Raw genomic sequence first — 15,275 nt, 5'->3', positions numbered from 1 at the left:
TGTGAATATATATATTCATTCACTTTATTTTAGGATATGATTAATGTAATTTCTTTATTTTAAGTTTGACAAATCACCTGAGAATATTTAATAATAGTGGAGATTTAAATGTTCAGCAATAAGTATCATTAAAGTGGATAGATTAAAAGAAATTATATGCTGACCTTTTTAGAGGTCAATGGAAGACTTAAATGAAAAAATAGTTTTAATAAGAAGAAAAATAAGTAAAAATAAAATCACATTCATTTAATCTTTTAATAAATATAGATAAAGAAATAAAAGAGAGAATACCTCTTAAGGAGGACATTATGTATGGCGGATTATTTAGTCATTGTGGAGTCACCTGCAAAGGCGAAAACAATTGAACGGTATTTAGGAAAAAAATATAAAGTAAAGGCTTCGATGGGACATGTTCGGGATTTACCTAAAAGTCAGATAGGTGTAGATGTAGAACAAAACTTTGAACCGAAGTATATTACGATTAGAGGAAAAGGGTCTGTGCTGAAAGAACTGAAAACAGCCGCAAAGAAAGCGAAAAAAGTTTTTCTAGCAGCCGACCCCGACAGAGAAGGAGAAGCTATCGCTTGGCATTTAGCGCATAGTTTAGATTTAGACGTAAATTCTGATTGTCGAGTAGTTTTCAACGAAATTACAAAGGATGCAATTAAAGAATCATTTAAACATCCACGGTCTATTAATAAAGATCTCGTTGATGCACAGCAAGCGCGTAGAGTTCTTGACCGTTTAGTAGGGTATAAAATTAGTCCTATTTTATGGAAGAAAGTGAAAAAAGGATTAAGTGCTGGGCGTGTCCAATCTGTAGCTGTAAGACTTATTATTGATAGAGAAAAAGAGATAAAAGCATTTGTCCCTGAAGAGTATTGGTCAATCGATGGCCAGTTTTTAAAAGGGCAAAAGGAATTTGAGGCATCCTTTTATGGAGTAAAGGGTGAAAAGAGAGAATTAAGTTCTGAAGAAGAAGTAAATTCAATCTTAAAAGAAATTAGCGGAAATAAATTTACCGTTGAAAAGGTAACGAAAAAAGAACGAAAAAGAAATCCAGCTGTTCCTTTTACAACATCAACTCTCCAGCAAGAGGCAGCGAGAAAATTAAATTTTAGAGCAAAGAAAACTATGATGATTGCTCAACAGCTCTATGAAGGAATAGATTTAGGAAAAGATGGTACTGTTGGTTTAATTACTTATATGAGAACGGATTCTACGAGAATATCTGAAACTGCTCAAGCAGAGGCTTCTAGCTTTATTAATGAAAAGTTTGGTGAAGAATTTTTAGGCGCTAAAACAAAGACTGCAAAGAAAAATTCAAACGCACAGGATGCTCATGAGGCTATTCGCCCAACGTCAACATTACGAGAGCCAGCTGTAGTGAAAGAATTTCTAAGCAGAGATCAATTTCGTTTATACAAATTAATTTGGGAACGCTTTGTTGCTAGCCAAATGGCATCAGCAGTTTTGGATACGATGAGTGTTGACCTTACTAATAATGGTGTGTTGTTTAGAGCTACTGGTTCAAAAATTAAGTTTCCTGGCTTTATGAAGGTGTATGTAGAAGGAAACGATGACCAAGTTGAAGAAAAGGACAGATTGTTGCCAGATTTAAAGGAAGGCGATGAAGTTTTTTCAAAAGATATTGAACCTGCCCAACACTTTACCCAACCGCCACCACGTTATACAGAGGCAAGGCTAGTAAAGACACTTGAGGAATTAGGGATTGGGCGTCCATCAACATATGCACCAACATTAGATACGATTCAAAAAAGAGGCTATGTTGCCCTTGATAATAAACGGTTCGTTCCAACGGAGCTAGGAGAAATTGTTTCAGAGCTCATGATGGAGTTTTTTCCGGAAATTATTAATGTTGAATTCACTGCAAACATGGAGAGCAGTCTTGATGAAGTAGAGGAAGGCAACATTGAATGGATAAAAATAATCGATGATTTCTATAAGGATTTTTCTCCACGACTTGAAAAAGCAGAAAATGAAATGGAGAAAATTGAGATTAAAGATGAACCTGCTGGTGTAGATTGTGAAGAATGTGGCCATCCTATGGTGTTCAAAATGGGGAGATTTGGTAAGTTCATGGCGTGCTCTAATTTTCCCGATTGTCGCAATACGAAACCAATTGTAAAGGACATCGGTGTTCAATGTCCTAGTTGTAAAGAAGGCACAATTGTTGAACGAAAAACAAAAAAACGTAGAATTTTCTATGGATGTAGCAGGTATCCAGAATGTGAATTCCTTTCATGGGATAAACCAGTACCAAGAAGTTGTCCAAAATGTAATCATATGCTTGTCGAGAAAAAGCTGAAAAAAGGCGTACAAGTACAATGTGTAGAATGTGATTATAAGGAAGAACAACAAAAGTAGGTGAGCGGAATTTAGCTCACCTCTTTATCATTATAATAACGCGATGAATGCAAGAATTTTTAACAGAGTGATTTTTTGATTTTTAACATGGAGGGAAATGACAGATGAATAATCAAGCAGTAAATGTAATAGGGGCCGGATTAGCTGGAAGTGAAGCAGCATGGCAGTTAGCTAAACGAGGGATTCAAGTCAATTTGTTTGAAATGCGACCTGTTAAACAAACGCCTGCACACCATACAGATAAATTTGCAGAACTTGTATGCAGTAATTCATTAAGAGCAAATACGTTAACAAATGCTGTTGGTGTATTAAAAGAAGAAATGAGAATATTAGATTCAGTTATCATTAAGGCTGCTGATGAATGTGCAGTACCTGCTGGTGGTGCGTTAGCAGTTGATCGACATGAGTTTGCAGCTAAAGTAACAGAATTAGTGAAGGGTCACCCGAATGTTACAGTCATCAATGAGGAAGTTGGGGAAATCCCATCAGGGCCGACAATTATTGCAACAGGACCACTTACTTCAAAACGTTTGTCAGAGCAGCTACAAGCATTAACTGGAGAAGAATATCTTTACTTTTATGATGCAGCAGCACCAATTATTGAAAAAGACAGCATCGATATGGACAAGGTTTATTTAAAATCCCGCTATGATAAGGGAGAAGCAGCATATTTAAATTGTCCAATGACAGAGGAAGAATTTGATCGTTTTTATGAAGCGTTAATTTCTGCGGAAACTGTGCCGTTAAAGGAATTTGAGAAGGAAATTTTCTTCGAGGGCTGCATGCCGATTGAAGTGATGGCACAAAGAGGGAGAAAAACGATGCTTTTTGGCCCATTAAAGCCAGTTGGTTTAGAGGATCCAAAAACAGGGAAAAGACCATATGCAGTCGTTCAATTGCGCCAGGATGATGCTGCTGGTACTTTATATAATATAGTAGGATTTCAAACTCATTTAAAATGGGGACCACAAAAGGAAGTGCTTTCCCTTATTCCGGGGTTAGAAAATGCAGAAATCGTTCGCTATGGGGTTATGCATCGAAATACATTTATTAACTCACCAAGACTATTGAATCCGACATATCAATATAAAAATCGCGATGATTTATTTTTTGCAGGACAAATGACAGGTGTTGAAGGATATGTTGAATCAGCTGCTTCAGGTCTTGTTGCAGGCTTAAATGCTGCTCATCTTGTCCAAGGTAAAGAGCTAATTAAATTTTCAAATGAAACTGCAATCGGAAGTATGGCACACTATATTACGAATACAAATGCAGATAATTTTCAACCGATGAATGCGAACTTTGGTATTTTTGCAGATTTACCGGTAAGAATAAAAAGTAAAAAAGAACGAAATGAAATGCATGCGAATCGAGCGTTAGAAACAATTCGAAAAATTTCGAAAAATATATAGAAACCATTTGCAAGGGCTACTAAAGTTATGATAACATTTAGTAGCCCTTGTGAGGTGTTTATATGAAAAATGTTAACGTTTGTTTAAATTTCTTCATAGAATATTTACAAATTGAGAAAAATTACTCACAATATACAATTGTGAGTTATATTTCTGATATTGAGGATTTCTTTACCTTTATGAAGAAGGAAGTTATCCAACATCTAGAGGATATTACATATCATGATATACGACTTTATTTAACCACATTACATAAGAGGAATTACTCTAGAAAATCGATTTCAAGGAAAATCTCTTCATTAAGGAGCTTCTTTAAGTTTCTTGTACGGGAGGAAAAACTTAAGGATAATCCGTTTACATTGGTGTCACTTCCTAAGCGAGAACAAAAAATACCGAAGTTTTTATATGAAGAGGAAATTGAAAAGCTATTTGCCGTTTCTGACCTGCAAACACCTTTAGGGCAAAGAAATCAGGCGATTCTAGAAGTATTGTATGGAACAGGCATCCGTGTAAGTGAATGTTGTAACATTAAGATGTCGGATATTGACTTTGCAATTGGTACAGTTTTGGTAAATGGAAAAGGTGGGAAACAAAGGTACGTCCCTTTTGGTAGCTTTGCTCATGATGCAATTGAACAATATGTTCACGATGGTAGGAAACAATTAATCAGTAAACGAAAAGCATCTGAGGATCATTCTTATTTATTTGTAAATCATCGTGGCGATCCTATTACAGATCGTGGGATTCGTCATGCCTTAAATGAAATGATTAAAAAAGCATCATTAACACTTCATATCCATCCTCATATGTTTAGACATACATTTGCAACACATCTATTAAATGAAGGTGCAGATATGCGAAGTGTACAAGAATTATTAGGTCATGCACATTTATCTTCCACTCAAGTATATACACATGTTACGAAGGAGCATTTAAAGAAAATTTACATGTCACATCACCCTCGTGCATAACGAAAAGTCTAAGGAGGTAATAAAATGTCACAATTTCATGCTACAACAATTTTTGCTGTTCGTCATAATGGAAAAGCTGCAATGGCAGGCGATGGTCAAGTTACATTCGGTAATGCAGTAGTGATGAAGCATACAGCAAAAAAGGTTCGGAAAATATTTAATGGAAAAGTAATTGCTGGTTTTGCTGGCTCAGTTGCAGATGCTTTTACATTATTTGAGCTCTTTGAAAACAGACTTGAAGAATATAATGGAAATCTTCAACGTGCAGCTGTAGAACTTGCAAAGGAATGGCGTAGTGATAAGGTTTTGAGAAAACTTGAAGCGATGCTCATTGTGATGAATGAAAAAGACTTATTACTAGTATCTGGAACAGGTGAAGTAATTGAACCTGATGATGGTATCCTTGCGATTGGATCTGGTGGTAATTATGCGTTATCTGCAGGGAGAGCATTGAAGCGTTATGCCGGCGATAGTCTAACTGCAAAAGAAATTGCGAAAAACGCGTTAACAATTGCTGGGGAAATTTGTGTATATACAAATCAAAATATTATAGTCGAAGAGCTTTAATAAAGGAGGCTATTTACGTTGAGTAAAGAACTAACACCAAAACAAATTGTTGAACGGTTGGATCAATACATTGTAGGGCAAAAGGATGCGAAAAAAGCAGTAGCTGTTGCCTTACGAAATCGCTATAGAAGAAGCCTGCTAAGTGAAAAGCTAAGAGATGAAGTTGTACCGAAAAATATTCTGATGATAGGACCAACAGGTGTTGGGAAAACAGAAATTGCCAGAAGAATAGCAAAAATTGCAAGGGCACCATTTATTAAAGTTGAAGCAACAAAATTTACTGAGGTTGGATATGTCGGTAGAGATGTTGAATCAATGGTAAGAGATTTAGTTGAGACAGCTGTTCGCCTTGTCAAAGAGGAAAAAATGACAGATGTAAAAGGTGCTGCTGAAGAAAACGCCAATAAGCGGTTAGTTGAACTTTTAGTGCCTGGAAAGAAAAAGCAATCAACTGTAAAAAATCCATTGGAAATGTTATTTGGTGCTGCAAATCAGGCGCAAGAGGACAATGAGCCAGCAAATGATGAGGAAAGTCTGAAAGAAAAACGGAAAAGAATCGCTCATCAACTCGCATTAGGTGAATTAGAGGATCACTATGTTACAATAGAGGTGGAGGAACAACAACCATCTATGTTTGATATGCTCCAAGGATCCGGTATGGAACAAATGGGGATGAATATGCAGGACGCATTAGGAAGTCTAATGCCAAAAAGAAAGAAAAAGCGCAAACTTACAATAAGGGAAGCAAGAAAAGTATTAACAAATGAAGAGGCAAGTAAACTAATTGACATGGATGAAGTAACACAGGAAGCGGTTGTGCGCTCAGAGCAAACTGGCATCATTTTCATTGATGAAATTGATAAAATTGCAGGAAAATCTAAAGGTGGTTCAACTGCAGATGTATCTAGAGAAGGAGTGCAAAGAGATATTTTACCAATTGTTGAGGGGTCAACAGTTGTGACGAAATATGGAACTGTTAAAACAGACCATGTTCTCTTTATTGCTGCAGGGGCTTTTCACATTTCGAAGCCTTCTGATCTTATTCCTGAACTTCAAGGGAGATTCCCAATTCGTGTTGAATTAACAAAGCTAAGTGTTGATGATTTTGTGAAAATTCTCGTTGAACCAGACAATGCATTATTAAAACAATATACAGCTTTAATACAAACTGAAGGTATACAATTAGAATTTTCAGACGATGCTATACGTAAGATAGCTGAAGTTGCATTTGAAGTGAACCAAAACACAGATAACATTGGTGCTAGAAGATTACATACAATTCTTGAGCGGCTTTTAGAAGATTTATCCTTTGAAGCACCTGACATAAACCTTGAGAAAATCGTGATCACGCCTCAATATGTTGAAGATAAGCTAGGGGAAATATCAAAAAACAAAGATTTAAGTCAATTTATTTTATAACAATTAAATACAGGAGGAACCATTATGGCTCTATTACAAAAAACACGTACAATCAATGCTATGCTTCAAAAGGCTGCTGGGAAGCCAGTAAACTTTCGAGAAATGGCAGAAACATTAAGTGATGTGATTACTGCGAATATCTTCGTAGTAAGTCGCAGAGGGAAATTATTAGGTTTTGCTATTAACCAGCAAATTGAAAATGATCGTATGAAAAAAATGCTTGAAGAACGTCAATTTCCAGAGGATTATACGAACAGCCTTTTTAATATTACAGAAACATCTTCTAATATCGATATAAATAGCGATTACACAGCGTTTCCTGTTGAAAATCGTGACCTATTTAAAAATGGCCTTACAACAATTGTACCGATTAATGGTGGTGGAGAAAGACTAGGTACATTAATCCTTGCTAGAGTACAAGATGAATTTGCTGATGAGGATTTAATTCTGGCAGAATACGGTGCTACTGTTGTTGGCATGGAAATTCTTCGTGAAAAAGCGGAGGAAATTGAGGAAGAAGCTCGTAGCAAAGCTGTAGTACAAATGGCAATTAGCTCTCTTTCATATAGTGAGCTTGAAGCAATTGAGCATATTTTCGAGGAATTGAGCGGAAATGAAGGGTTATTAGTTGCTAGTAAAATTGCTGACAGAGTAGGAATTACTCGTTCAGTTATTGTCAATGCTCTACGTAAATTAGAGAGTGCTGGGGTTATTGAATCTCGTTCTCTAGGGATGAAAGGAACATATATTAAAGTACTAAATGATAAATTTTTAATTGAACTAGAGAAAATTAAAGCAAATTAAGGGAAAAGGCTGTCTGACAGGTGATATGTTAGACAGCCTTTTTATAATGGTCTTACATCGTTTGAAATGGAGATAAGACGTACATAGATAGCAATCAAGAGTATGGATAGTTCTTTGAACGTTTAAGGGATATTTTGAATCCTCTAAGTTAAGCGCATTATGATGTGATCTAGCTTTCCTTGGCATAATGTCAGGAGAGAATTTCATTAAGCCTATTTCTTGAGATGTGACTCGTTTTTGAAGATAGGAAATAATTCACCTTTTCTTTTTTTAATGAGAGTAATGCAACTCACTTCTTATAAATCGATTGTTTCTCTTTGCTTCTCTGAATGAAACCTCTGTACTATAAACACTAAATTTCAATTTACATCTAAAGTACTATGAAAATGAAAAAAAAATTTCGTCTATTTTTGTCGTAATATATGGTATTTTTGTATATAGTGTTTATTAGAACAATCCTCCCTAATTGGAACACACCTTGTTCCACATAATTAAGTTCCTAAAAATAGGACTTTTTTACTCATTTTGTCACTTTTGAGTAAATCCGACTTTTTTTTCAAAAGACTTCATAGACTTTAAGACTATAATTTCATACAATTAATGTTGCAAATAGCATATTTCGACATTATTCTAAAATCGTTATTTTTATCTTTTAAGAGGTGGATATATGAATTTATTTTCGAGTTCAATTAGTACTTTAGAACGTGCTATCGGACAAGCGACTACTAAGCAAAAAGTTATATCAAATAATATTGCAAATGTCGATACTCCTAATTATAAGGCGCAAGAGGTTCGGTTTGATTCTACATTAAATAATGAAATGCAAAAATTACAAGCGACTAAAACGAACAGCAAGCATATTGATTTTGGTGGTTCAACTACTTCCGATTATCGTATTGTTACGAATAATGATACGAGTTATCAGCAAAATGGAAATAATGTTGATATAGATAAAGAAATGACAGAAATGGCCAAAAATCAAATTCAATATAACGCGTTAATTGACCGTTTAAGCAGTAAATTTAATTCGTTAAAAACAGTTATAAAAGGTGGAAATTAATCATGTCGATCTTTCAATCTATTAATACATCTGCTTCAGCATTAACTGCTCAACGTGTTCGTATGGATGTTATTTCTTCAAATATGGCAAATATGGATACAACAAGAGGGGAGTTAGTTGATGGTGAATGGCAACCATATCGTAGGAAAATGGTTGTGACACAACCTCAAGGTAGTCAATTCTCATCTTTATTAAATAAGGCTATGGGCTCATCTGAAAATAGTAATGGTGTTAAAGTAACAGAAATTGTAGAAGATGAAACACCGTTTGAGCTAGTGTATGACCCTGAACACCCAGATGCCAATGACGAAGGGTATGTTGCTATGCCAAATGTAGACCCTTTAAAAGAAATGGTGGATTTAATAAGCAGTACAAGATCTTATGAGGCGAACGTAACGACAATGAATGCGACAAAAAGCATGCTGATGAAAGCACTAGAAATTGGAAAATAGGTGATAGATATGGTCAACGGTATAAATCCATTTCAGTTTAATACAAATGCAATTCAAACGAAAAGCAACAATAGCTTTGCAATTAATCAAACTGAAAATAAAGCTAGCTTTGCAGATTCACTAAAACAAGCGATTGAACAAGTAAATAAATCGCAAGTGGAATCAGACAAGATGACAGAGGCGCTTGCTACTGGTGCGAATGTCGAATTACACGATGTCATGATATCAGCTCAAAAGGCTAGCGTTACAATGACACTGGCAGTAGAAGTAAGGAATAAAGCGATTGAAGCTTATCAAGAAATGATGAGAATGCAAGTATAGTAATTGTTCTTATCTTAAGAACGGTTATAGGTAACTACGAAAATAGCAAATGTCATCATAACCGGGGGACTTTATGGAATGAATGAAAAATTTAAAAATACAAAAACGAAATTTTTAGAAATGTGGCAACGTAAATCAAAGATGCAAAAATCGTTAATTCTATCAGGTCTCCTATTCTTTTTCGTTTTCGCTGGAGTATTAACATATTTCCTGTCGAAACCAAACTTAGTTCCTTTATATTCGAACTTATCTCCAGCAGAAACCGGACAAATAAAGGAAACACTTGATAGTAAAGGAATACAGTCTGAGATAACGAATAATGGTTCGACGATACTTGTGCCAAAAGAGCAAGTTAATACTTTGATGGTCGAACTTGCAGCTGAAGGAGTTCCTGATTCGGGGACAATTGATTACTCATATTTTGGTAAAGATTCAGGCTTCGGAATGACTGATAAAGAATTCGATGTCATTAAGCTTAAAGCTACACAAACAGAATTGGCTAACTTAATGAAGGGGATTGAAGGAGTAAATGATGCTAAGGTTATGATAAACCTTCCTGCAGAATCCGTTTTTGTTGGAGAACAGGCGGAAGGCTCATCAGCATCGGTCGTACTCGATTTAAAACCAGGTGCACAGTTAGACCAGGATAAAGTCAATGCACTTTTTCATTTAGTTTCAAAGAGTGTACCGAATCTTACTACCGATAATATCGTTATCATGGACCAAAACTTTAATTACTACGATTTAAATAATGGCACAAATTCTACCCTTGGTGGGAGCTATGCATCACAACAAGAAATTAAATCACAAATTGAACAAGATATTCAACGTGATGTGCAAAAATTACTTGGAACAATGATTGGACAAGACAAAGTTGTTGTTTCGGTAACAACAGATATTGATTTCACACAAGAAAATCGAGAAGAAAATCTAGTTTCTCCAGTTGTTGAAGGCAGTGATGAAGGAATTGCTGTCAGTGTAGAAAGAATTACTGAAGCTTATACAGGGAATGGTGCTCAAGCTGCTGGTGGTGTTAATGGTACAGGTGAAGATGATGTCCCAGGCTACGAAGCAACAACCGAAGCAACTGGCGACGGTGATTACGAGAAAATTGAAGAACGAATCAATAATGAGGTTAATCGAATCAATAAGCAAATTGTCGAGAGCCCATATAAAATACGCGATATCGGTATTCAAGTTATGGTTGAGCCTCCAGAGCCTGATAACCCTGCATCATTTACGGCTGAAAGAGAGGCAGATATACAACAAATCCTTTCGACTGTTGTGCGGACTTCAATTAATAAAGATACAACTGAAGAACCATTAACAGATGAAGAAATAGCTGAAAAGGTTGTTGTATCTGTGCAACAATTTGATGGTAAACAAGAAATGACAGAAACGGAGTCAGCCCAAGTAATACCACTATGGGTTTACATTGTTGCGGGCGTTTTACTACTTGCCATCATCATTCTAGTCATCTTATTAGTAAGAAAAAGAAAACAAGATGATGAGGATTTCGAAGAGGACGAAGAAGATATTATCCAAGAACGAATACGTGTAAAAGATATTAATGATGAAGTAGAAACAGAGGGTACTGTTCGTAGAAAACAACTGGAAAAAATGGCTAAGGAAAAGCCAGAGGATTTTGCAAAGCTTTTACGTAGTTGGATTTCAGAGGATTAGGAGGTTAAGAACTTATGGCGAAAAAGGATAATCAAACATTAACAGGTAAGCAGAAAGCGGCCATTCTCTTAATCTCACTAGGACCAGAAGTTTCTGCATCGATTTATAAGCATCTTTCTGAAGAGGAAATCGAGAAGTTAACACTTGAAATTTCCGGAGTTAGAAAAGTAGAGGCACAGAAAAAGGAAGAAATTATTGAAGAGTTTCATGAAATAGCAATGGCTCAGGACTATATAAGTCAAGGTGGAATTGCCTATGCGAAACAAATACTTGAGAAGGCTTTAGGAGAGGATAAAGCTTCAAATATTATTCATCGCCTAACATCATCGCTACAAGTAAGACCATTTGATTTTGCTAGAAAGGCAGATCCAGCTCAAATATTAAATTTTATTCAAAATGAGCATCCACAAACAATTGCTTTAGTGCTGTCATATCTTGAGCCAGCACAATCAGGGCAAATATTATCTGAGCTGCCACAGGAATTGCAAGCAGATGTCGCAAGAAGAATCGCGATGATGGACCGAACATCACCCGAAATCATTAACGAAGTAGAGCAAATCTTAGAGCGTAAGCTTTCTTCAACGGTAACACAGGATTATACACAAACCGGTGGAATTGAAGCAGTTGTCGAGGTATTAAATGGTGTTGATCGCTCTACCGAGAGAACGATTTTAGATTCATTAGAAATACAAGATCCAGTTCTCGCAGAAGAAATTAAAAAGAGAATGTTCGTATTTGAGGATATTGTTACTCTTGATAATCGCGCAATTCAACGTGTGATCCGAGATGTCGAAAATGACGATTTAATGCTTTCTCTTAAAGTGGCTAGTGAGGAAGTTAGAGATGTTGTCTTCAAAAATATGTCAACTCGTATGGTTGATACATTTAAAGAAGAAATGGAATACATGGGACCTGTCCGTCTTCGTGACGTTGAGGAAGCACAATCTAGAATTGTAAGTGTAATTAGAAGACTTGAAGAAGCTGGTGAGATCGTCATTGCACGTGGTGGAGGAGATGATATTATTGTCTAGGCTTATAAAGTCACAATTCACCAATAAAGACGAGCAAAATAAACAGCCAATTTCGGTAGTTGGGATTAGAGAGCTGTTACAGGAAAAGTATAAAAACGAGGATTATCAAGACTCAGTAACTGCTGAGAAGTCCTCGTTTATCATTCAGTCTGCAAAAGAAGAAGCGGAACAAATGATCCATTCTGCTCGAATGCAGCAGGAGACTCTCTATAAACAAATTGAGGAAGAACGAAATTTATGGAATACAGAAAAAGCGCAATTGTTTGAGCAGACGAGACAAGAGGGTTATGCCGAAGGAATGGAGCTAGGGCGAAGAGAAGCATTGCACAAATACGAAAGCTTTATCCAGGAATCTCAGAAAATTATCGATCTGGCGAAAAAAGAATACGATGAAAAAATTCAATCTTCGGAAAATGTTATTTTAGAAATTGCGATCAAAGTAGCTGAGAAAATCATTTCCACAAAACTAAATGAATCAGCAGAAACTTTCCTTTCCTTAGTTAAACAAGGATTACATGAAGTGAAGGAATATGAAAATATTAAAATTCACATACATCCTTCAAACTATGATTATCTTTTGAGTCAAAAGGAAGAATTGAAGCAAATCGTAACAAATGAGACAGACCTTAATATGTATGCGAATGCTGAATTAAACGAAAACGATTGTTATATTGAATCATCCTTCGGGCGAATTGATATTAGTGTTGATACACAATTGGAACAATTAAAGCAGCAGTTAATACAATTGCTAGAAGGTAATGAGAGGTGAATCTCAAGTTGCGAGCTTATGACTTACTACACACAATTGACAGCTTAGATTCCTATAAACGCTACGGAAAAGTGAAAAAGGTAGTTGGCCTAATGATTGAATCAAGAGGTCCAGATAGCTCGATTGGTGATTTATGCTATATATACACTGGTGTGAATAAAACGACAAAAATTCCTGCAGAGGTTGTTGGGTTTAAAGATGAAAACGTATTGCTCATGCCATTTGAGCAAGTATCAGATATTTCACCAGGCAGTATTGTAGAAGCTACTAATAAGCCATTAATGGTCAAGGTTGGTTCTGGATTAATTGGAAAAGTAGTTGATGCATTTGGAAATCCTTTGGATGAAACAATGCTACCTAAGGGCTTATCAAATGTTCCAACAGATCAAATGCCACCAAATCCAATGAAGAGACCCCCTATAGACGAAAAGATAGAAGTTGGGGTACGTGTGATAGACAGTTTATTAACTGTTGGTAAAGGACAGCGTGTTGGTATTTTCGCAGGTAGCGGTGTTGGGAAAAGTACATTAATGGGTATGATCGCAAGAAATACAAATGCCGATATTAATATTATTGCACTTGTTGGAGAACGTGGTCGTGAGGTTAGGGAATTTATTGATAGAGATTTAGGTCCAGAAGGTCTGAAAAGATCAATTGTTATTGTTGCAACCTCTGACCAACCGGCATTGATGAGATTGAAGGCTTCCTATACCGCAACGGCAATTGCAGAATATTTTCGAGATAAGGGTCTTAGCGTTATGTTTATGATGGACTCAGTTACTCGTGTAGCAATGGCGCAGCGTGAAATAGGACTTGCTGTTGGTGAACCACCAACGACAAAAGGCTATACACCTTCAGTATTTGCAATATTGCCAAAACTGCTCGAAAGAACTGGTACAAATGAACACGGATCAATTACAGCCTTTTACACTGTCTTGGTAGATGGTGATGATATGAATGAACCAATAGCAGATACGGTGCGTGGAATATTAGATGGACACATCGTTTTGGACAGGGATTTAGCAAACAAAGGGCAATTTCCTGCAATCAATGTGTTAAAAAGTATAAGTCGGGTCATGAACAATATCGTCGAGCCCGAACATCGTCAATCGTCAACTAGATTACGGGATCTCTTATCCACCTATTTAAATTCTGAAGACTTAATTAATATTGGGGCATATAAGAGAGGCTCCTCTCGAGAAATTGATGAGGCGATTAAATTTTATCCGAAAATTGTTTCTTTTCTTAAGCAAAATGTAGAAGATAAAGTGACAATCGAGCAAAGTATCCAAACACTTATCAAGCTAGTAGAAACAGGTGAAATGTCATGACGTATCAATTTCGTTTTCAAAAAATATTGGATATTAAAGAAAATGAAAAAGAGAAATCTTTAGCTGAATACAATCAATCGGTTGCAGATTTTGAAAATGTTGCGAATAAACTCTATGACTCTATGAAGCAAAAGGAAGTTTTAGAGGAAAACACGATTTCTAAGCTAAATCAAGGAATGTCCGTTCAAGAAATCAGACATTACCAACAGTTTGTAACGAATTTAGAAAAGACAATTTCCCATTATCAAAAGCTTGTTCAATTATCTCGTAAGCGGATGACAGAAAAACAAATGAAACTTATGCAGCACAATATAGAAGTGAAAAAATATGAAAAATTAAAAGAAAAACAGAAAATGAGCTACACCGCTTCAATGAATCAACTAGAGAATAAACATATGGATGACCTCTCGATTCAGTCGTATATGTATCATGGAAATTAGGTGAAAGTAGATGGAAAACGAGAAACATGAGTATGGGAAATTTCAATGGTTTATCTTTGTCATATTAATTCCAGTTCTATTCACAATCACTCTCGTCGTCGTTATTCTTTCCGTTGCAGGGGTTGATATTTTAGGTAAAACGAAAGCTGTCTTAGCGGAAGTTCCAATAGTAGAAAAGCTTTTTGACGATGAAAAAGAGAAGCAAGATAAAGGTGAAACTGTTCAATCAGACAAGGTATCTGTGGCGAATGAAGAAAATAAGAAACTGGAAAAAACGATTGAAGAGCAAACCTCAATGATTAGTGCACTTGAACAAGACGTTACGAATAAGGAAACGGAAATTCAAAAATTACAGCAAGAAATCAAGTCGCTAGAAGAGCAATTAGAAACAATTAATCAGTCTGATTCACAGGATAAAGCAAAAGATATATCAAAGTTATATGACAATATGTCCAGTAAAAAGGCCGCGGAAATCATCCCGAAGCTGAATCAAGATGATGCATTAACTATTTTAACCTCTCTAGACGATAAGCAGGTTGCTGATATTTTAGCAAAAATGACAGTCGATGATGCAGTGAAGTTTACGAGTTTATTAGCTTCACCATCTGAATAGAAGGGAGGTGAATA

The 15,275-nt window shown here is 36.0% G+C and carries 15 protein-coding genes; all 15 read left to right on the top strand.

What is annotated here, in order from left to right:
• The first annotated feature begins 312 nt into the window (after window positions 1-312).
• The 15 genes from topA to ACTJJ9_RS08395 all read left to right on the top strand — a co-directional run bounded on the left by topA (window position 313) and on the right by ACTJJ9_RS08395 (window position 15,261).
• Window positions 313-2,388, top strand: coding sequence for a type I DNA topoisomerase (gene topA, locus ACTJJ9_RS08465; RefSeq protein WP_145580925.1), 2,076 nt, complete (start codon window positions 313-315; stop codon window positions 2,386-2,388).
• A gap of 104 nt (window positions 2,389-2,492) precedes the next feature.
• Window positions 2,493-3,800 (top strand): FADH(2)-oxidizing methylenetetrahydrofolate--tRNA-(uracil(54)-C(5))-methyltransferase TrmFO, encoded by a 1,308-nt coding sequence (gene trmFO / locus ACTJJ9_RS08460; protein ID WP_095298251.1) that lies wholly within the window; start codon window positions 2,493-2,495, stop codon window positions 3,798-3,800.
• 62 nt (window positions 3,801-3,862) lie between these two features.
• A complete protein-coding gene (gene xerC, locus ACTJJ9_RS08455) occupies window positions 3,863-4,771 on the top strand; it encodes a tyrosine recombinase XerC (protein WP_095298248.1) in 909 nt (302 codons plus the stop codon).
• A gap of 24 nt (window positions 4,772-4,795) precedes the next feature.
• The gene (gene hslV / locus ACTJJ9_RS08450; protein ID WP_095298245.1) at window positions 4,796-5,338 is read left to right on the top strand and encodes an ATP-dependent protease subunit HslV; all 543 of its coding nucleotides are present in this window, start codon (window positions 4,796-4,798) and stop codon (window positions 5,336-5,338) included.
• 18 nt (window positions 5,339-5,356) lie between these two features.
• Window positions 5,357-6,757, top strand: a complete 1,401-nt coding sequence (gene hslU / locus ACTJJ9_RS08445) for an HslU--HslV peptidase ATPase subunit (protein WP_095298242.1) — start codon at window positions 5,357-5,359, stop codon at window positions 6,755-6,757.
• 24 nt (window positions 6,758-6,781) lie between these two features.
• Entirely contained in the window at window positions 6,782-7,561 is a 780-nt protein-coding gene (codY, locus tag ACTJJ9_RS08440; protein WP_095298241.1) for a GTP-sensing pleiotropic transcriptional regulator CodY, read from the top strand.
• Window positions 7,562-8,228: 667 nt separating this feature from the next.
• Complete coding sequence (gene flgB / locus ACTJJ9_RS08435) at window positions 8,229-8,621, top strand: flagellar basal body rod protein FlgB (protein ID WP_095298239.1); 393 nt, start codon at window positions 8,229-8,231, stop codon at window positions 8,619-8,621.
• A gap of 2 nt (window positions 8,622-8,623) precedes the next feature.
• Window positions 8,624-9,073, top strand: a complete 450-nt coding sequence (gene flgC / locus ACTJJ9_RS08430; RefSeq protein ID WP_095298237.1) for a flagellar basal body rod protein FlgC — start codon at window positions 8,624-8,626, stop codon at window positions 9,071-9,073.
• 9 nt (window positions 9,074-9,082) lie between these two features.
• Complete coding sequence (fliE, locus tag ACTJJ9_RS08425) at window positions 9,083-9,394, top strand: flagellar hook-basal body complex protein FliE (RefSeq protein WP_095298235.1); 312 nt, start codon at window positions 9,083-9,085, stop codon at window positions 9,392-9,394.
• Between the two features lie 78 nt (window positions 9,395-9,472).
• Complete coding sequence (gene fliF, locus ACTJJ9_RS08420; RefSeq protein ID WP_145580926.1) at window positions 9,473-11,077, top strand: flagellar basal-body MS-ring/collar protein FliF; 1,605 nt, start codon at window positions 9,473-9,475, stop codon at window positions 11,075-11,077.
• Window positions 11,078-11,091: 14 nt separating this feature from the next.
• Window positions 11,092-12,108, top strand: coding sequence for a flagellar motor switch protein FliG (gene fliG, locus ACTJJ9_RS08415; RefSeq protein WP_095298230.1), 1,017 nt, complete (start codon window positions 11,092-11,094; stop codon window positions 12,106-12,108).
• Complete coding sequence (fliH, locus tag ACTJJ9_RS08410) at window positions 12,101-12,877, top strand: flagellar assembly protein FliH (protein WP_174880358.1); 777 nt, start codon at window positions 12,101-12,103, stop codon at window positions 12,875-12,877. The genes fliG and fliH overlap by 8 nt, the downstream gene beginning before the upstream one ends.
• Before the next feature lie 8 nt (window positions 12,878-12,885).
• Window positions 12,886-14,208 (top strand): flagellar protein export ATPase FliI, encoded by a 1,323-nt coding sequence (fliI, locus tag ACTJJ9_RS08405; protein ID WP_145580959.1) that lies wholly within the window; start codon window positions 12,886-12,888, stop codon window positions 14,206-14,208.
• Complete coding sequence (fliJ, locus tag ACTJJ9_RS08400; RefSeq protein WP_095298226.1) at window positions 14,205-14,648, top strand: flagellar export protein FliJ; 444 nt, start codon at window positions 14,205-14,207, stop codon at window positions 14,646-14,648. The genes fliI and fliJ overlap by 4 nt, the downstream gene beginning before the upstream one ends.
• Before the next feature lie 10 nt (window positions 14,649-14,658).
• Window positions 14,659-15,261: a MotE family protein gene (locus ACTJJ9_RS08395; RefSeq protein ID WP_095298224.1), complete on the top strand. Its 603-nt coding sequence runs from the start codon at window positions 14,659-14,661 to the stop codon at window positions 15,259-15,261.
• The last annotated feature ends 14 nt before the right edge of the window (window positions 15,262-15,275 follow it).

Origin of the sequence: Metabacillus sp. 22489 (assembly GCF_052044855.1) — a bacterium.
GTDB classification, from domain to species: Bacteria; Bacillota; Bacilli; order Bacillales; family Bacillaceae; genus Metabacillus; species Metabacillus niabensis.
Note: the sequence above shows the minus strand (reverse complement) of the source record. Positions and strands in the feature narration are given on the sequence as shown.

Coding starts and splice junctions, on each gene's coding strand:
- fliJ (WP_095298226.1), top strand. CDS start 14,205: ATGACGTATCAATTTCGTTTTCAAAAAATATTGGATATTAAAGAAAAT.
- ACTJJ9_RS08395 (WP_095298224.1), top strand. CDS start 14,659: ATGGAAAACGAGAAACATGAGTATGGGAAATTTCAATGGTTTATCTTT.
- hslV (WP_095298245.1), top strand. CDS start 4,796: ATGTCACAATTTCATGCTACAACAATTTTTGCTGTTCGTCATAATGGA.
- fliG (WP_095298230.1), top strand. CDS start 11,092: ATGGCGAAAAAGGATAATCAAACATTAACAGGTAAGCAGAAAGCGGCC.
- topA (WP_145580925.1), top strand. CDS start 313: ATGGCGGATTATTTAGTCATTGTGGAGTCACCTGCAAAGGCGAAAACA.
- flgB (WP_095298239.1), top strand. CDS start 8,229: ATGAATTTATTTTCGAGTTCAATTAGTACTTTAGAACGTGCTATCGGA.
- flgC (WP_095298237.1), top strand. CDS start 8,624: ATGTCGATCTTTCAATCTATTAATACATCTGCTTCAGCATTAACTGCT.
- codY (WP_095298241.1), top strand. CDS start 6,782: ATGGCTCTATTACAAAAAACACGTACAATCAATGCTATGCTTCAAAAG.
- fliE (WP_095298235.1), top strand. CDS start 9,083: ATGGTCAACGGTATAAATCCATTTCAGTTTAATACAAATGCAATTCAA.
- xerC (WP_095298248.1), top strand. CDS start 3,863: ATGAAAAATGTTAACGTTTGTTTAAATTTCTTCATAGAATATTTACAA.
- trmFO (WP_095298251.1), top strand. CDS start 2,493: ATGAATAATCAAGCAGTAAATGTAATAGGGGCCGGATTAGCTGGAAGT.
- fliF (WP_145580926.1), top strand. CDS start 9,473: ATGAATGAAAAATTTAAAAATACAAAAACGAAATTTTTAGAAATGTGG.